A 16,024-nucleotide genomic window follows, 5' to 3' on the forward strand; every position below is an offset into this window, starting at 1 on the left:
GGCCCTGCTGGGCCTGCCGGCAGCCCGCCAGGCCGCTGCCGTACTGGCCACGGCCGAGCGGGATCTTGCGGCCCTGGCCCATTCCATCCGGCTTGCCGACCGCGATGCCGAGCCGGCACTGCTGGACCGGCTGACACGCCTGGCCGGGCAGGTGGAGAGCGAATACGCCACCACGCATTCGCGCTTTTCCGCCAGCGCGGCCTATTTCGAACTGGTGGACAAGCGCATTCAGGACATCCAGGAATCGCGCATCGACGGCATACAGACCATCCGCGAGTTCATGGACCGGCGCCTGACGCCGGCGCGCAGCACCTGCGAATGGGCAGCGCGGCGGCAGAACGCGCTGTCCGAGCGCGTCTCGCGCGTCAGCAGCCTGCTGCGCACGCGGGTGGAGATCGAGCAGCAGCAAAGCAGCCAGCAGTTGCTGGGCGCCATGAACCAGCGCCAGGACATGCAGTTGAAGTTGCAGTCCACGGTGGAGGGCCTGTCCGTGGCCGCCATCACCTACTACTTCACGGGCCTGATCAGCTACCTGGCCAAGGGCGCCAAGACGCTGGGCTGGCCCTGGTCGCCGGAGAGCACGGCCGCCGTCGCCATTCCCGTGGTGGCACTGGGCGTATGGTGGTCGCTGCGCAGGCTGCACCACAGATTGTTCCGTGGCCAGCACGGGTCCGGCACGCACTGAAGGGAGCTCCCGCAGCCCCGCCCATGCGCCTGTGTTCCCCAGCAGCGGCGTTTTCGCGTTTTCACACGTTTGGCGTGAAAGCATCGAAGCCTCGCGCACAATGTGCGCTGCCGTTCTGCAAGGATCGAGCAAGGCTTTTTTTGTTCAGGAGTGAGACATGGATCTGGGAATCGCGGGCAAGTGGGCCCTGGTATGTGGCGCCAGCAAGGGCCTGGGCTTTGGCTGTGCCAAGGCGCTGGCGCAAGAGGGCGTGAACCTGGTGATCAATGCGCGCAATCCCGAGGCACTGCAGGAGGCTGCGGCCAGCCTTGCCGCCCTGGCGCCGCAGGTGAAGGTGCTGGCCGTGGCGGCCGACATCACCACCGAGGAAGGCCGCGCCGCCGTGCTGTCGGCAGCCGGTGGCCCGGGCGTGGATTTCGACATTGTCGTCACCAATGCCGGCGGCCCGCCGCCCGGTGATTTCCGCGACTGGGACCGCGCGGCCTGGCTCAAGGCCGTGGACGCCAACATGCTCACGCCCATCGAGCTGATCAAGGCCACGGTGGACGGCATGGCGGCGCGCGGATTCGGCCGCATCGTCAACATCACCTCCAGCGCCGTGAAGGCGCCCATCGACATCCTGGGCCTGTCCAATGGCGCGCGCAGCGGCCTCACGGGCTTTGTGGCGGGCCTGGCGCGCAGCGGCATCGCGGCCAAGGGCGTGACCATCAACAACCTGCTGCCTGGCAAGTTCGACACCGATCGCCTGCGCACCACCTTCACGGCCGCCGCCAACAAGAGCGGCAAGAGCCTGGACGATGTGCGCCTGGTGCAGCAATCCCAGGTGCCGGCCCGCCGCTTCGGCACGCCCGATGAATTCGGCGCCATCTGCGCCTTCCTGTGCAGCGCGCATGCAGGCTACATGACGGGTCAGAACATCCTGCCCGACGGCGGCCTGTACGCAGGAACCTTCTGATGCGCCGGTGCACTGCCTCCATGAACGGGTCCAGGGCCGGCAAGGCCCGGGAAATGGTCCCTTGCATGGCTGCGCAGTGCCGAGCGGTCCATGGGCAGGGTCAGCCTTGACAGTCCCGTTCCTGCATCGTGGCCAGCGGCCTTGCCGCAGCCTGCCCATTCCAAACGCCATGCAGGGAGCCCGGAGATGACGGGCCAGCCCCATCAGACGGACTGGGCGGCGGCCGACCCCGTCCGCGCGCCCGGCCCGGCAGCGGCCGCAGGCCCTGCGGGCATGCGCCATACCCTGGCGCTGATGCTGGTGCTGCTGACGGTGGCCCTGGCGGCCGCCATGGTCTGGCTGCTCAGCGGCATGCGGACCACGGCGCAGGAGGAGGCTTCGCTGCGCCTGGTGCGCTTTGTGCTGGGCACCGAGGCGGCCATCAGCCGCAGCCTGGAATCCCTGGATGCCCTGGCGCTGGGCGTGGACGAACTGCTGGGCTCGCGCAACCCCGCATCGGCATCGCAGCCGCAACTGCAGGAAATGCTGCACACCATGGTGCGGCAGAACACGCTGGCGCAGCGCGCCTCGGTGCACGATATCCAGGGCCGGGAACTGGCCGCTTCGGGCGATGGCCCGGTCATCGACCTGCCTGCGCAGGCCTGGGAGCGCCTGGCGGGCCAAAGCCGCTCCGAATTGCTGGCAAGTCCACCCTCCGTCGCGCCGCAGGTGCCGGGTGGCGAGCGCATGCTGTACCTTGTGCGGCCCCTGAGCCGGGCGGAGCAGGGCGGCTATGTGCTGATGCAGGTGCCGGCTGCGGCGCTGGGCGCCGTGCTGGCACAGGGCGGCGTGCTGGACGGCCTGGAGGTCACGCTGGAGCAGGGCAGCGGCGAGCTGCTGCTGTCCATGCCCCAGTATGGCGATGTCGCCGCTGTGCGGCTGCTGCCGACGACGTCGCAGCTGCCGTCCAGCGGCGTCATGCACATGGCCGCACGCCTGAGCCGCGTGCCCGCCCTGGTGGCTGCGCATCCGCTGCCCAAGGGACATCTGTGGGTCACGGCCAGCCTGCCCATGTCCTCCGTGCTGGCCAGCTGGCGCGTGGCTGCCTGGCTGATGGTGCTGGCCGTGATGATCTTCGGCGTGCTGCTGGCCGTGCTGGGCTGGACCGTGCACCGCTACATGGACCGCCTGCATGCCGCGCGGCGCCAGGCCCAGCGGTCCGAGCAGTGGCTGGACCAGGCGCTGGACAGCATGGTCAGCGGCTTTCTGCTGCTGGATTCGCAGCAGCGCGTGCTGCGCTGGAACCGCTGCTACGAGGAAATGTTCCCCTGGCACGCGGATCAGCTGGAGCCTGGGCGGCCCCTGCAATCGCTGCTCGATTCCTGCCCCAGCGCCGTGGGCCTGGCGGCGGCGCCGGCGCAGGCCGACGAGGCCAAGGACCTGCACCGCCAACTGGTGCTGCGGCCTGGCGTGCCCTTTGAGCAGCAACTGCCCAGCGGCCGCTTTGTCCAGATGACGGCACGGCTGGCCGCCGAGGACGGCGTGGTCATCACCTACAACGATGTCACCGATATCCGGCTGGCCACGGCCGAGATCGAGAGCCTTGCCTTCTACGATCCGCTGACCAGCCTGCCCAATCGCCGCCTGCTGCTGGACCGCCTGGCCCAGGCTACGGTGCTGGCCGCACGCGAAGGCTGGACCGGGGCGCTGCTGTTCCTGGACCTGGACCAGTTCAAGATGCTCAACGACACGCTGGGCCACGAAGTGGGCGACCAGCTGCTGCAGCAGGTGGCGCACCGCCTGCGCAGCGCCGTGCGATCTTCGGACACGGTGGCGCGCCTTGGGGGGGATGAGTTCGTGGTCATGCTCTGCGAGCTGTCGCACGAGCCTGCCGAGGCGGCCACGCTGGCCCAGCGCATCGGCGAGAAGATCCTGGCGCGGCTCAACCAGTCCTATGTGCTGGGCGCCCACCTGCACCGCAGCGCCTGCAGCATTGGCGCCACGCTGTTCGGCCGCCAGCCGCAGTCGGCGGCCGAGCTGCTCAAGCAGGCCGACATCGCCATGTACCAGATCAAGGCGCGCAACGGCAGCGGCCTGTGCTTCTTCGATCCGCAGATGCAGGTGGAAATCCACCAGCGCGTGCGCATGGAAGGCGACCTGCGCCAGGCCCTGGCGCAGTCCCAGTTCGAGCTGCACTACCAGCCCCAGTTCACGCTGGCCGGCGAGGTCATAGGTGCCGAAGCCCTGCTGCGCTGGCGCCACCCCGAACGCGGTCTGGTGCCGCCCGGCATGTTCATTGCCGTGGCCGAGGAAAGCGAGATCATCGTGCCGCTGGGCATGTGGGTGATCCGCACGGCCTGCGAGCAACTGGCGATCTGGCAAAAGGATGCGCGGCTGCGCCATCTGCAGGTGGCTGTGAATGTCAGTGCCCGCCAGTTCCGGCACCAGGACTTTGCCTCCCAGGTCATCGAGCAGGTGCGCAATGCCGGCATTGCGCCCCATCTGCTCAAGCTGGAGCTGACCGAGTCGCTGGTGATCGAGAACGTGCAGGAGTCCATCGACAAGATGAAGCAGCTGCGCAGCCATGGCGTGTGCTTTTCCATGGACGACTTCGGCACTGGTCACTCCTCGCTGACCTATCTCACCCAGCTGCCGCTGAACCAGCTCAAGATCGACCAGTCCTTCGTGCGCCACCTGGGCTTGCGCCATACCGATGACGTGATCGTGCAGACCATCATCGGCATGGCGCGCAACCTGAACCTGGATGTGATCGCCGAAGGCGTGGAGACCCTGGAGCAGCGCGCCCTGCTCGCGCATTACGGCTGCGAGTATTTCCAGGGCTACCTGTTCAGCCCGCCCGTGCCCATACGCGCGTTCGAGCAGCTGCTGGCCAAGGTGCCCGTGCGCACCGTGGCGCATGGCCTGCCCAAGGCTATGCCCGGCGCGAAGACACCATGATGCCGCCCACGATGAGCGCGAAGGCCAGCCCGTGGTACAGCTGCGGCGTCTGGCCCAGCAGCGGAATGGACAGCAGGGCGGTGAACAGGGGCATCAGATTGCCGAAGAAGCCCGCCACCGCAGGGCTGCTGCGCTGCACGCCCAGGCCCCAGAAGCGATAGGCCAGGATGGCCGGCCCGACGGCGATGAACAGCAGGGCGCCCAGCAGCGGCCCCCCTGCCTGAAGGTGAAAACGTCCCGATGCGGCCTCCAGTCCCGTGAACAGGCCGGACCACATCAGGCCGAAGACCATCTGTGCCAGCAGAAAGCCCGACCAGTCCGCGCGCAGCTGTCCTGACACGCTGGTCCTGGACAGCAGCCACGTATAGAAGGCCCACAGGATCGTGGCCAGCACCATGAACAGGTCGCCCGGCACCAGCTGCAGCTGGCGCAGCACCTGCGGATCGCCGCGCGACAGCACCACGGCCACGCCCAGCACCGACAGCCCGGCCCCCAGCAACTGGCGGCGGCTCACGGCAATGCCCCAGCAGATGCGGCCCACGGCCAGCATCCACACCGGCATGCTGGAGCCGACCAGGGTGGCATTCAGCGGCGTCGATGTTTTCAGCGCCAGGTACAGCAGGGCGTTGTAGCAGCCGATGCCCAGCAATCCCAGCAGCGCGAACTGGCGCCACTGCGGCCAGACGGCGCTGTCCCGGCGCAGCACCCATCCCGCCAGCGGCAGCAGCAGCATGAAGGCAATGGCCCAGCGCAGGAAATTCAGCGCGAAGGGCGAGATCAGGTCATGGACCATGCGGCCCACGATGGCATTGCCGGCCTACAGCAGCGGCGGCAGCGTCAGGATGGCGGCGGTGGAGGGCTTCAGCGGCTGGCTCATCGGGATCATCCGGCTTTCGGGCTCGCCACTATAGGCGTTGCGCGCTCTTTGCGCCGACCATGCGTTGCCGTCTTCCGCGAGGCGGGCCGAAACATGGCACGATGCCGCTCTTGTCGCTTTTTGCAGGAGTGCTCCCATGGGTATTGCAGTGCAGATCCGCCACAACGGCGGCCCCGAAGTCCTGGAGCTGGTGCAGGTCGCCGTGGGCGAGCCCGGGCCAGGCGAGGTACGCATACGCCACCATGCGGTGGGCCTGAACTTCATCGATGTGTACCAGCGCTCCGGCCTGTACTCGCTGCCCATGCCCTTGAACCTGGGCATGGAAGGCGCAGGCGTGGTCGAGGCCGTGGGGGCCGGCGTGGAGCACCTGGGCGCGGGTGATCGCGTGGCCTATGCCAGCAATCCGCCGGGCAGCTACAGCGAGGTGCGCGTCATGCCCGCCATGTGCGTGTGCCGCCTGCCCGATGCCATTGCGTTCGAGACGGCCGCCGCCATGATGCTCAAGGGCCTGACCGCGCAGTACCTGCTCAAGAAATGCATTCCGGTCGAGGGCCTGGCACCGGGTGATGCCGTGCTGTTCCATGCGGCGGCCGGTGGCGTGGGCCTGATCGCCTGCCAGTGGGCCAGGGCCCTGGGCCTGCAGCTCATCGCCACCGCGGGCTCGGATGAGAAGTGCGCGCTGGCCCTGGCCAACGGTGCAGCCCATGCCATCAACTACCGCAGCGAAAACTTCGCCGAGCGCGTGCAGGAGATCACGGGCGGCCAGGGTGTGAAGGTGGTCTACGACAGCGTGGGCAAGGACACATGGGAAGGCTCGCTGGCCTGCCTGCGGCGCTTCGGCCTGTTGGTGAGCTTCGGCAACGCCTCGGGCCCCGTGGCGCCTTTCGCTCCTGCCGTGCTCGCGGCCAAGTCGCTGTATGTGACGCGCCAGACCCTGTTCTCCCACATCACCAGCCGCGAGGCCACCCAGGCGATGGCCGACGATCTGTTCGCCGTGGTGGAAAGCGGTGCCGTGAAGATCCATATCGACCAGCGCTATCCGCTGGCCGAGGTGCGCCAGGCACATTTGGACCTGGAGGCGCGCAAGACCACGGGCTCGACCATCCTGCTGCCATGAGTGTGCAAAAGCGCCTGACTGATCCGGCCGACCCGGCTGATCCGGTCGACCCGGCCGTGCAGGCCTGGCTGTGCCGCCTGCGCGCCGACACGCGCCAGCCCGCGCTGCAGCCGCGCCGGCCGTTGCTGGTGACGGGGCAGGAGACAGGTTCGCTGGAAGATGGCTTGGCCGCGCTGCTGCCGGACGATGTGATGCGTGCCCACGGCGTGGCACTGTGCCTGCAGGCCGGCCAATGGCATCTGCAAGGCCAGGGCGATGCCACGACCTTGCTCAACGCCCTGGCCCGGGTGCTGCGTGCCACGGGCCACAGCGGCCCCTGGCGCGATGAGCAGCTGGCCGTGTGCAACGTCCAGGGCCAGCGCATTGCCACCGTGGAGCGCGGCGCTGTGCGCCCGCTGGGCATTGCCACCCAGGCCGTGCATCTGGTGGGCGAGACGGCCGATGGCCGCATCTGGGTGCAGCAGCGCGCCGACAACAAGCCCACCAACCCCGGCATGTGGGACACGCTGATGGGCGGCATGGTGGCCGCGTGCGATACCGTGGCCGAGGCCGTGGAGCGTGAAACCTGGGAAGAGGCCGGCCTGCGCGTGGCCGAGCTGCAGGGCCTGCGCCATGGCGGCCATGTGCTGTTCGAGCGCCCCAGTGACGAGGCCGAGGGCCGGGGCTTCATGCGCGAGCGCATCGACTGGTTCAGCGCCACCGTGCCGCCGGCGCTGGAGCCCGGCAACCAGGATGGCGAGGTCCAGGCCTTTGCGCTGATCGAGCGCGAGCAGCTCGTCGAATGGCTGCTGCAGGGCCGCTTCACGCCCGAGGCCGCCCAGGTGCTGGCGGCCTGGCTGGGCTGGTGAAACGCTTCAGCGCGCCGTCTTGTTCAGAGCCGATTCCTTGAGCCGGCTGGGCGCCAGGGCGCCGGCCGATTCGAGGATGGGGTAGGCCACCGAGCACAGCAGCGAGTTGATGCGCTTGAGGTCGCTGATCAGGTCGATGTGCAGCGAGCTGGTCTCTATGCTGGAGACGGTGTTGTCGGACAGGCGCGCCAGGTGGGTGGCCGAGTAGGCCAGCTCCAGGTCGCGGAAACGCGCCTTTTCCTCCAGCAGCTTCTGCGCCTCGCGCACATTGCCGTTGAGGAACACGCTCATCGCCAGGCGCAGGTTGTCCAGCAGGTGGTGCAGCAGCTCGCGGATCTCCTGCGTGCCGGCCTCGGAGAACTGGCGGCCCTTCTTGATCTTCTTGTCCTCGATGTCCAGCAGAACGCGCTCGATGATGTCGCCGATCTGCTCCATGTTGATGGTGAAGCTGATGATTTCCGTCCAGCGCTGGCCCTCGCGCTCATCCAGTTCGGCGCGCGAGATCTTGGTCATGTAGTACTTGATGGCCGAGTACAGATCGTCCACCGTGCCTTCAAGCTCGCGCAGCTCCTGGGACAGCTTGAGGTCGTCTGTCTCCAGCACCCGCTGCATGCCGATCAGCATGGACTCGACCATGTCGGCCTGGTGCAGGGCCTCGCGCGCGGCGCAGGAAATGGCCAGCGACGGCGTGCTCAGCGCCGACGGGTCCAGGTGGCGGGGTCGCAGCAGGCTGGTGGAGCTGGCCTCGGGCTTGGGCAGCAGGGCCGTCACCCAGCGCGCCACGGTCTGCGTCAGGCCGATGAAGCACAGGCTGTTGAAGATATTGAAGGCCAGGTGGAACAGCACGATGTTCTGGCCCTTGCCGTCGATCATCGGCATCACGTAGGTGGCCCACAGCCCCAGGAAGGGCGCGACGATGGCCACCCCCATGATCTTGAACAGCATGTTGCCGATGGTGACCTGGCGCACTTCGGTGCTGGACTTGGCCGTGGTCAGCACGGCCACCAGGCCGCTGCCGATATTGGCGCCCAGCGTCAGGCCCAGCGCCACTTCCATGGGAATCGCGCCCGAGCTGGCCATGGCCGCGATCAGCAGCACGATGGCCAGGCTGGAATAGGCCATCACGGCCAGCAGCGCACCCAGCAGCAACTCCATGAAGATATCGCTGGTGACCGAGCCCAGCAGGGTGCGCACGGCGGGGGCTTCCAGCAGCGGCTCGGTGGCCTCGACGACCAGGCGCAGGGCCAGCAGCATCACGCCCAGCCCGATCAGCACGCGGCCTATGCGCCCGGCCGTGGTGTCCTGGCGGGTGATGAACAGCACCACGCCCACGAAGATGAACAGCGGCGACAGCCAGGACAGGTCGGTGGAGAACAGCACGGCCATCAGCGCCGTGCCCACGTCGGCGCCACGCATCACGGCCAGCGCGGCCGGCAGCGAGATCAGGCCCTGGCCCACGAAGGCCGAGGTCATCAGCGAGGTGGCCGTGCTCGACTGCACCAGCGCAGTCACGCCCAGGCCCGACAGCGCAGCCGAGAAACGGTTGCTCATGCTGTGGGCGAGCAGGTCGCGCAGGTTGGCGCCGAACACCCGCAGCACGCCGGTGCGGACCATGTGCGTGCCCCAGACCAGCAGGGCGATGGCGGCCAGTAGATTGAGTAAGTGCTTCATGTGCTGTGAGCGGAGAAGCGGACCAATATAACCCCGGTCCCGGCTTGCGCGCAGGAGAGTCGGCCGCATGAGCGCACAGTTTGGTGCGAAATAAAGAAAATTGTAGAAATAAAACGAATCAAAAAGAATTTCGGTTGACCAAAAACGCACTCAGGAAAACCCGAGGAGAAAGCCCGTCGGCACGCAGTTGGCGGCAGCCTCCATGAAAAAGCCCCTCGCAGGAGGGGCTGGGCTGGCTGTCGTGGCGTGCGCCGCGGCGGGGATCAGGTTCTTTTGGCCCGCCGTGCGCGCAGCACCTCGTCCAGGATCAGCAGGCCCGCGCCCACGCTGATGGCGATGTCGGCGGCATTGAAGGCCGGAAAGTGCGAACGGCCCCAGTAGAAGTCCAGGAAGTCCACCACGTAGCCGTGCTGCAGGCGGTCCACCACGTTGCCGATGGCGCCGCCCAGGATGCTGGCCAGCGAGAAGCAAAACAGCTTCTGCCCCGGATGCTTGCGCAACTGCCAGACGATGAGCAGCGTGGCCGCCACGCCGATGCCCACGAACAGCCAGCGCTGCCAGCCGCCCGCTCCGGCCAGGAACGAGAAGGCCGCGCCCGTGTTGTGGGCCCGCACGATGTTGAAGAAGCCCGTGATCGGCGTCCAGTCGCCCAGCTGGTAGGCACCAAGGATCCACTGCTTGGTGAGCTGGTCGATGGCGATGATCGCCAGCGACCAGGCCAGCCAGGGCCAGATGCGGCTGTTGCGGGATTCGGGGACCGCAGCAAAGGTAGGGGTCATGGCAGCGCCTCAGGGGTTGATTACGCCTTGTGGCGCTCTTCGCCAGCACCGTGCAGGTTGCTGTCGCAACGGCCGCACAGGCTGGGGTGCTCGGGGTTGATGCCCACGTCGGCGCGGTAGTGCCAGCAGCGGTCGCATTTTGCGTGGCTGCTGGGTGTGACGGCGGCCTGCAGGGCCTCGCCTGCCAGGGCCTCGGCCGCCGAGGTGATGAAGACGAACTTCAGGTCGTCGCCCAGGCTTTGCAGCAGGGCCAGGTCTTCGGGCTGGGCCGAGACACTGACTTCGGCCTGCAGCGAGGAGCCGACCCGGCCTTCGGTGCGCACGGCCTCGATATCCTTGTTCACCACGTCGCGGATCTCGCGCAGGCGCGCCCACTTGGCCAGCAGGGCCTCGTCACCGGCCGGCAGGTCGGTGTAGGTCTCCAGGAAGATGGACTCGCTGTCGCCGAAGACCTTCCAGGCCTCTTCGGCCGTGAAGGACAGGAAGGGCGCCATCCAGCGCAGCATGGCATGCGTGATCTGGTGCAGGGCGGTCTGGGCGCTGCGGCGGGCCAGGCTCTTGGGCGCGCTGGTGTACAGGCGGTCCTTGAGCACGTCCAGGTAGAAGCCGCCCAGGTCTTCCGAGCAGAACAGCTGCAGCTTGGCCACCACGGGGTGGAATTCATAGACCTTGTAGTGGGCCAGCAGCTCGGCCTGGAACTGGGCCGCGCGGGCCAGGGCCCAGCGGTCGATCTCCAGCAGCTCTTCGGTGGGAACCGAGTCCTGCGCAGCATCGAAGTCGCTGACGTTGGCCAGCAGGAAGCGCAGCGTGTTGCGGATGCGGCGGTAGGCATCCACCACGCGGGCCAGGATCTTGTCGTCGATGCCCAGGTCGCCCGAGTAGTCGGTCGAGGCCACCCACAGGCGGATGATCTCGGCGCCCATCTTGTTGCTCACGTCCTGCGGGGCGACGGTGTTGCCCAGCGACTTGGACATCTTCTTGCCCTGGCCGTCCACGGTGAAGCCGTGCGTCAGCAGGCCGCGGTAGGGCGCGCGACCGAAGATGGCCGAGGCCAGCAGCAGCGACGAATGGAACCAGCCGCGGTGCTGGTCATGGCCTTCCAGGTAGAGGTCGGCCTCGGGGCCCTGGTCGTGGTGCATTTCGGCGTGCGTGCCGCGCATCACGTGCCAGAAGGTGGAGCCGGAGTCGAACCAGACTTCGAGGATGTCGGTGCTCTTGGTGTAGTGCACGGCCTCCTCGGCGCCCAGGATGTCCTCGGCCGTCACGCGGCTCCAGGCCTCGATGCCACCCTGCTCGACCATGGCGGCCGCCTGGTCGATGATCTCCATGGTGCGCGGGTGCAGCTCGCCGCTGTCCTTGTGCAGGAAGAAGGGCAGGGGTACGCCCCAGCTGCGCTGGCGCGAGATGCACCAGTCGGGGCGGCCGGCGATCATGTCGCGCAGGCGGGTCTTGCCGTTCTCCGGGTAGAACTGGGTGTGCTCGATGGCTTCCAGCGCGATCTGGCGCAGCGTCTGCGCGGGCTTGTCGCCGGGCTTGGTGAACACGCCCTCGCCCTCGTCCATGCGGATGAACCACTGGGCTGCGGCGCGGTAGATCACGGGCGTCTTGTGGCGCCAGCAGTGCGGGTAGCTGTGGGTGATGGTCTTGGTGTCCATCAGGCGGCCGGCCAGCTTGAGCGCGTCGATGATGGCGGGCGTGGCCTTCCAGATGTGCTGGCCGCCGAACAGCGGCAGCTCGGGTGCGTAGACGCCGTTGCCCTGCACGGGGCTCAGGATGTCTTCGCGCGTCATGCCGTTGTTCATGCAGCTGTTGAAGTCGTCCACGCCATAGGCGGGGGCCGAGTGCACGATGCCGGTGCCGTCATCGGCCGTGGCGTAGTCGGCCAGGAACACGGGCGAGACGCGGTCGAAGCCCTTGTCCATATCGGCCAGCGGGTGCTTGAACAGCAGGTGGTCCAGCTTCCTGCCCACGGCGGTGGCGACGACCTGGCCTTCGAGCTTCCAGCGTGCCAGGCATTTCTCGACCAGGGCCGAGGCCACGATCAGCAGGCCGCGCTCGGTGTCCACCAGGCTGTATTCCAGCTCGGGGTTGACGTTGAGCGCCTGGTTGGCGGGGATGGTCCAGGCCGTCGTCGTCCAGATGACGATGAAGGCTGGCTTGGCCAGCGAGGGCAGGCCGAAGGCGGCCGCCAGCCTGTCGGGCTCGGCCGTGGGGAACATCACGTCCAGCGTCTGGCTTTGCTTGTCGGCGTATTCGATCTCGAACTCGGCCAGCGAGGAGCCGCAGTCAAAGCACCAGTACACGGGCTTGAGGCCGCGGTAGACGAAGCCGCGCTCCATGACGCGCTTGAGGGCGCGCAGCTCGGCGGCCTCGTTGGCGTAGTTCATGGTCTTGTAGGGATGGTCCCAGTCGCCGAGCACGCCCAGGCGCTTGAAGTCCACCATCTGCTGGGCGATCTGCTCGGTGGCGAAGGCGCGGCTCTTGGCCTGCATCTCGTCGCGCGGCAGGTTGCGGCCATGCAGCTTTTCGATGGCGTTCTCGATGGGCAGGCCGTGGCAGTCCCAGCCCGGCACGTACAGCGCGTCGAAGCCTTCGAGCTGGCGGCTCTTGACGATCATGTCCTTGAGCGCCTTGTTCACCGCATGGCCGATGTGGATCTTGCCGTTGGCGTAGGGCGGGCCGTCATGCAGGATGAACTTGGGCGCGCCGTGGCGCGCATCGCGCAGCTTCTTGTAGAGCCCCTTGTCCTCCCATTCCTGGACCCAGCCCGGCTCGCGCTTGGGCAGGTCGCCGCGCATGGGGAAGGGCGTGTCGGGCATGTTCAGCGTGGCGCGATAGCCCGCATTGGCGTTGGGGGAGACTTTCGAATCAGACATGGAGAACCTTGAAAGCAGGCCAGAGCCCGGACCGTCTGGTCCAGGCACGGAAAAAGGGGAGGGAAGCCTGGTGCGCACCCGCGCCCGGGCAGGTGACGGAGATCGTCAAATTCGGTCGCGCGTGGTCTGGCGACGGGTCTCGGTGTAGATGGGTGTGTGGATGGTGGCGAAGAACGCGCGCGCGTCATCGCAGTCCTTGGCGATGCCGGCGGTGAGGGCGTCGAGACTGTCGTACTTCAGCTCGTCGTGCAGTTTGTGCAGAAGTTCCACGCGGATGATTTTACCGTAGGCCTCTTCGCCTCCCGGCGCGCCGGGCCAATCGAGGCAGTGGGTTTCCAGCAGGACGCGCCCGCCGTTGACATCCGTCGGGTCCAGGGAAGGGCGCACGCCGAGGTTGGCCACGCCGCGCAGCGGTCGTTCATTCAGGCCATGGACCAGCACGGCGAAGATGCCGCTGGCCGCAGGCTTCCAGTGGTTGAAGCGCAGGTTCAGCGTGCGAAAGCCGTCGCCCGCGCCCTGGCGGCTCTCGGCCAGGCTGCGGCCCAGCTTGCGGCCGTGCACCACATGGCCGGAGATGGTGTAGGGATGACCCAGCAGCCGCGCTGCGTCCTGCATGCGCCCCTCGGCCAGGGCTGCGCGCACATGGGTGCTGGACACGCGCAGGCCGTGCACCTCGTAGCTGTTCATGCGGGCCACATCAAAGCCCTGGCGCTGGCCTGCCGCATCCAGCATGGCGTAGTCGCCCGCACGCTGGGTGCCGAAGCGGAAGTCGTCGCCAACCAGCACGTATTTCGCGCCTAGGCCCGCCACCAGCACTTCGTCGATGAAGGCCTGCGGCGACTGGCTGGCCAGCGTCTGGTTGAAAGGCAGAACCACGGTCTGGTCCACCCCGCAGCGCTCCAGCTCCGACAGCTTGTCGCGCAGCGTGCCTATGCGCGCCGGAGCGATTTCAGGCCGTCCCAGGGTCTGGGCGAAGTAGTCGCGCGGATGGGGCTCGAAGGTCAGCACGCAGGTGGGCACACCACGCTGTGCAGCTTCGGCCGACAGCAGGGCCAGCATGGCCTGGTGGCCGCGGTGGACACCATCGAAATTGCCGATGGTCACGGCGCAGGCCGATTCCCGCCCTGGATGGTTGAAGCCTCGAAAAATCTTCATGGGACGCTTTGTTTTCAATAGCGGCTGGCACGCGCGCAGCCAGCGCAGGCTGTCAATCCGACATGGAAACAGAGTATATTGCCCCGATAAGGCCTGCCTTGCAGGCCCTGTGCACTGGCTGCATTCCCGTTCACTTTGGTGTCAGAGGAGGCGTGTCGTGAAGGTCTTGAAGCTGTCGGCCCAAGGGCTGCCCCAATCCTGGATCACGCTGGAGCAGGCGGCGCTGCATTACGCGGCGGACGATGTGCGCTGGGAGTCCGGCGGAGAGGTCGCCTGTTTCCGCGGTGGTCACAATGCCGTCACGGGCTGCCAGTCGGTCATCCACATCAACAGCATCATCGGTACGCGCGGCGCGCCTGCCATCAATCCGCACAGCCTGCAGCCCGGCCTGACCAACGGCAAGCTGTTCGCACGCGACCGCTGCATCTGCGCCTATTGCGGCCGGGTCTTTCATGAAAACGACCTCACGCGCGAGCACATCGTGCCCATCTCCGCAGGGGGAGGCCACCAGTGGATGAATCTGGTGACGGCCTGCCGCTCCTGCAATCACCGCAAGGGTGCCCGCACGCCCGAGCAGGCGCGCATGCCGCTGCTCTACACGCCCTATATACCCAGCCTCTGGGAAGACTTCATCCTGCGCAACCGGCGGATCCTGGCCGATCAGATGGAGTTTCTGCTGCTGCACGTGCCCCGGAGTTCGCGCTGGGCACGGGACGGATTCGCCGAGGGCGGCGGTGCGCCCACGCACGAGGTGGCGTGGGCTTGATGAAGGCCCGTCAGGCAGCGGTCTTGGTGGCCGTCACGACAAAGCCCTGAACCGGCTCGCCACCTTCCTGGCGCAGCACCAGTTCTTCCGTCGCCACACTGAAACCGGCTTGCTTGCACAGTGCCTCGATATGGCTGCGCTTGTGGGCATAGCGCTGGCTGGATTGGAGGACCAGGTCGGGACCGTCTTCTGGCGCTGTCTCGCAGGAGAAGATGAACTCGCCACCCGTCTTGAGAATGCGTGCGGCATTGGGAATGACCGTAGCTGCATCACCCACGTAAATGAGTACATCGAGGCAGGTAATCGCGTCGTATTCACTGTCTGGGGTGTCTCGCAGGGCATCCAGCAGGCTCACGTTGTGGAAACGGTCATAGATGCGGTGCCGTGCTGCCTGTTCGATCATTTTCACGGAACTGTCCACGCCGATCAGGAAGCCTTGCATGGGACCCAGGCAGACACCCAGCAGCCCTGTGCCGCAGCCCAGGTCCAGCAGATTGAAGTCCTTTTCCGGATGGCGCGCGATCAGTTGCTCAGCGACGCGCTTTGGCAATTGGTAGCCGAGGCCACGCACCATGTGCATGTCGTATTGCTCGGCCAGCCCGTCGAACAGAGGGCGGTGCATTTCCACAGGCTGGTGGGCCGGGGTTTCGCCGCGGGCCAGAGCTGCATAGTAAGTCAGCGTCGCATCCTTGGGGGATCGTTCCTGCAGCATGTGGATGTCAGGCTGTGCCGCTGCGGGCTCGCCGCGTGCGATGCAGGCCTTGATGCGGCCAAGGCGCAGCGATGGCTGCTCTGGCTGCTCCTGTACCAGTGCATCCCAGATCTGTCCCGCCTCTGTGTGTTCTTGCAGGCTGCTCAGATCGTTGGCCAGATACTGGCGCAGCATGGTGTCACCGGGAAATAGCTGCAAGCCTCTGCGCAGGTGCTCGACTGCCATTGCGGTATGGCCGGCACGGTGGGCAATGTCGACCACCCCTGCCAGTACTTGCGGATTTCCAGGCTCGATGCGCGCCACTTTCTCTGCCAGTTCCACGGCAGAGTCGAATTGGCTGCGGCGTGCTCGATAAAGTGCGGCTTCCAGCAGACCGGGTCCCCACATGGGGGCCAGACTGATGCAATGTCCAAATGCCTCTTCGGCTTTAGCGTGATTGCCAGCCTTCTCCGCCATCAACGCTGCCAGCATGAAGACGCGTGCGTCGTTCGGCATCTGACGTTGGGCCTTGTTCAGGGTCTGTGCGGCTTTCTTCAGATTGCCTTGTTCGATCTGTTGGCGGGCCGCTTCCAGATGCTTGCGATTGATGTCTACGGGGGTGGAGATAACGCTCATGGACAGAAAAATAGGTGTGCGCGGGCGTATG

At 66.8% G+C, this 16,024-nt stretch carries 11 protein-coding genes and 1 pseudogene; 6 read left to right on the forward strand and 6 right to left on the reverse strand.

What is annotated here, in order from left to right; translation table 11 throughout:
* From ACM14_RS05555 to ACM14_RS05565, 3 genes are all read left to right on the forward strand, one after another.
* Positions 1-685: DUF3422 domain-containing protein (locus ACM14_RS05555; RefSeq protein ID WP_139093382.1), on the forward strand; the 685-nt coding region annotated here is incomplete at its 5' end.
* 157 nt (positions 686-842) lie between these two features.
* Entirely contained in the window at positions 843-1,640 is a 798-nt protein-coding gene (locus tag ACM14_RS05560; protein WP_013800893.1) for an SDR family oxidoreductase, read from the forward strand.
* A 186-nt stretch (positions 1,641-1,826) separates the two neighbouring features.
* Entirely contained in the window at positions 1,827-4,577 is a 2,751-nt protein-coding gene (locus tag ACM14_RS05565) for an EAL domain-containing protein (protein ID WP_065345587.1), read from the forward strand.
* On the opposite strand, the pseudogene ACM14_RS05570 reads toward ACM14_RS05565, so the two are convergent.
* Positions 4,552-5,454 (reverse strand): annotated as a pseudogene (locus ACM14_RS05570) (DMT family transporter). The gene ACM14_RS05565 and the pseudogene ACM14_RS05570 overlap by 26 nt on opposite strands.
* A 136-nt stretch (positions 5,455-5,590) precedes the next feature.
* Between ACM14_RS05570 and ACM14_RS05575 the strand changes: the two are divergent.
* Both ACM14_RS05575 and ACM14_RS05580 read left to right on the forward strand, forming a co-directional pair.
* Entirely contained in the window at positions 5,591-6,571 is a 981-nt protein-coding gene (locus tag ACM14_RS05575) for a quinone oxidoreductase (protein WP_065345588.1), read from the forward strand.
* Positions 6,568-7,419 carry an NUDIX domain-containing protein gene (locus ACM14_RS05580; protein ID WP_065345589.1) on the forward strand — a complete coding sequence of 284 codons (852 nt, stop codon included), beginning with the start codon at positions 6,568-6,570 and terminating at the stop codon, positions 7,417-7,419. Before ACM14_RS05575 ends, ACM14_RS05580 begins: the two co-directional genes overlap by 4 nt.
* 6 nt (positions 7,420-7,425) lie before the next feature.
* On the opposite strand, the gene ACM14_RS05585 is transcribed toward ACM14_RS05580, so the two are convergent.
* The 4 genes from ACM14_RS05585 to ACM14_RS05600 all read right to left on the reverse strand — a co-directional run bounded on the left by ACM14_RS05585 (position 7,426) and on the right by ACM14_RS05600 (position 13,900).
* Complete coding sequence (locus ACM14_RS05585) at positions 7,426-9,090, reverse strand: Na/Pi cotransporter family protein (protein ID WP_013800898.1); 1,665 nt, start codon at positions 9,088-9,090, stop codon at positions 7,426-7,428.
* Between the two features lie 263 nt (positions 9,091-9,353).
* Positions 9,354-9,869 carry a signal peptidase II gene (gene lspA / locus ACM14_RS05590; RefSeq protein WP_013800899.1) on the reverse strand — a complete coding sequence of 172 codons (516 nt, stop codon included), beginning with the start codon at positions 9,867-9,869 and terminating at the stop codon, positions 9,354-9,356.
* A gap of 20 nt (positions 9,870-9,889) precedes the next feature.
* Entirely contained in the window at positions 9,890-12,745 is a 2,856-nt protein-coding gene (gene ileS / locus ACM14_RS05595) for an isoleucine--tRNA ligase (protein ID WP_065345590.1), read from the reverse strand.
* Between the two features lie 105 nt (positions 12,746-12,850).
* Positions 12,851-13,900, reverse strand: a complete 1,050-nt coding sequence (locus ACM14_RS05600) for a bifunctional riboflavin kinase/FAD synthetase (RefSeq protein ID WP_012207181.1) — start codon at positions 13,898-13,900, stop codon at positions 12,851-12,853.
* A 157-nt stretch (positions 13,901-14,057) separates the two neighbouring features.
* Between ACM14_RS05600 and ACM14_RS05605 the strand changes: the two genes are divergently transcribed.
* Positions 14,058-14,666, forward strand: coding sequence for an HNH endonuclease (locus tag ACM14_RS05605; RefSeq protein ID WP_012207180.1), 609 nt, complete (start codon positions 14,058-14,060; stop codon positions 14,664-14,666).
* 10 nt (positions 14,667-14,676) lie between these two features.
* Here the strand turns inward: ACM14_RS05605 and ACM14_RS05610 are convergent, their stop codons facing one another.
* Positions 14,677-15,993, reverse strand: coding sequence for a methyltransferase domain-containing protein (locus tag ACM14_RS05610; protein ID WP_065345591.1), 1,317 nt, complete (start codon positions 15,991-15,993; stop codon positions 14,677-14,679).
* Positions 15,994-16,024 lie beyond the last annotated feature (31 nt).

It is taken from the genome of Delftia sp. JD2 (genome assembly GCF_001682645.1).
Taxonomy (GTDB): Bacteria; Pseudomonadota; Gammaproteobacteria; order Burkholderiales; family Burkholderiaceae_C; genus Comamonas; species Comamonas acidovorans.

Bases quoted from the DNA above. Each gene is read 5' to 3' on its own strand.
- ileS (WP_065345590.1), bottom strand. From the start codon at position 12,745: ATGTCTGATTCGAAAGTCTCCCCCAACGCCAATGCGGGCTATCGCGCC.
- lspA (WP_013800899.1), bottom strand. From the start codon at position 9,869: ATGACCCCTACCTTTGCTGCGGTCCCCGAATCCCGCAACAGCCGCATC.
- ACM14_RS05585 (WP_013800898.1), bottom strand. From the start codon at position 9,090: ATGAAGCACTTACTCAATCTACTGGCCGCCATCGCCCTGCTGGTCTGG.
- ACM14_RS05575 (WP_065345588.1), top strand. From the start codon at position 5,591: ATGGGTATTGCAGTGCAGATCCGCCACAACGGCGGCCCCGAAGTCCTG.
- ACM14_RS05600 (WP_012207181.1), bottom strand. From the start codon at position 13,900: ATGAAGATTTTTCGAGGCTTCAACCATCCAGGGCGGGAATCGGCCTGC.
- ACM14_RS05560 (WP_013800893.1), top strand. From the start codon at position 843: ATGGATCTGGGAATCGCGGGCAAGTGGGCCCTGGTATGTGGCGCCAGC.
- ACM14_RS05580 (WP_065345589.1), top strand. From the start codon at position 6,568: ATGAGTGTGCAAAAGCGCCTGACTGATCCGGCCGACCCGGCTGATCCG.
- ACM14_RS05565 (WP_065345587.1), top strand. From the start codon at position 1,827: ATGACGGGCCAGCCCCATCAGACGGACTGGGCGGCGGCCGACCCCGTC.
- ACM14_RS05610 (WP_065345591.1), bottom strand. From the start codon at position 15,993: ATGAGCGTTATCTCCACCCCCGTAGACATCAATCGCAAGCATCTGGAA.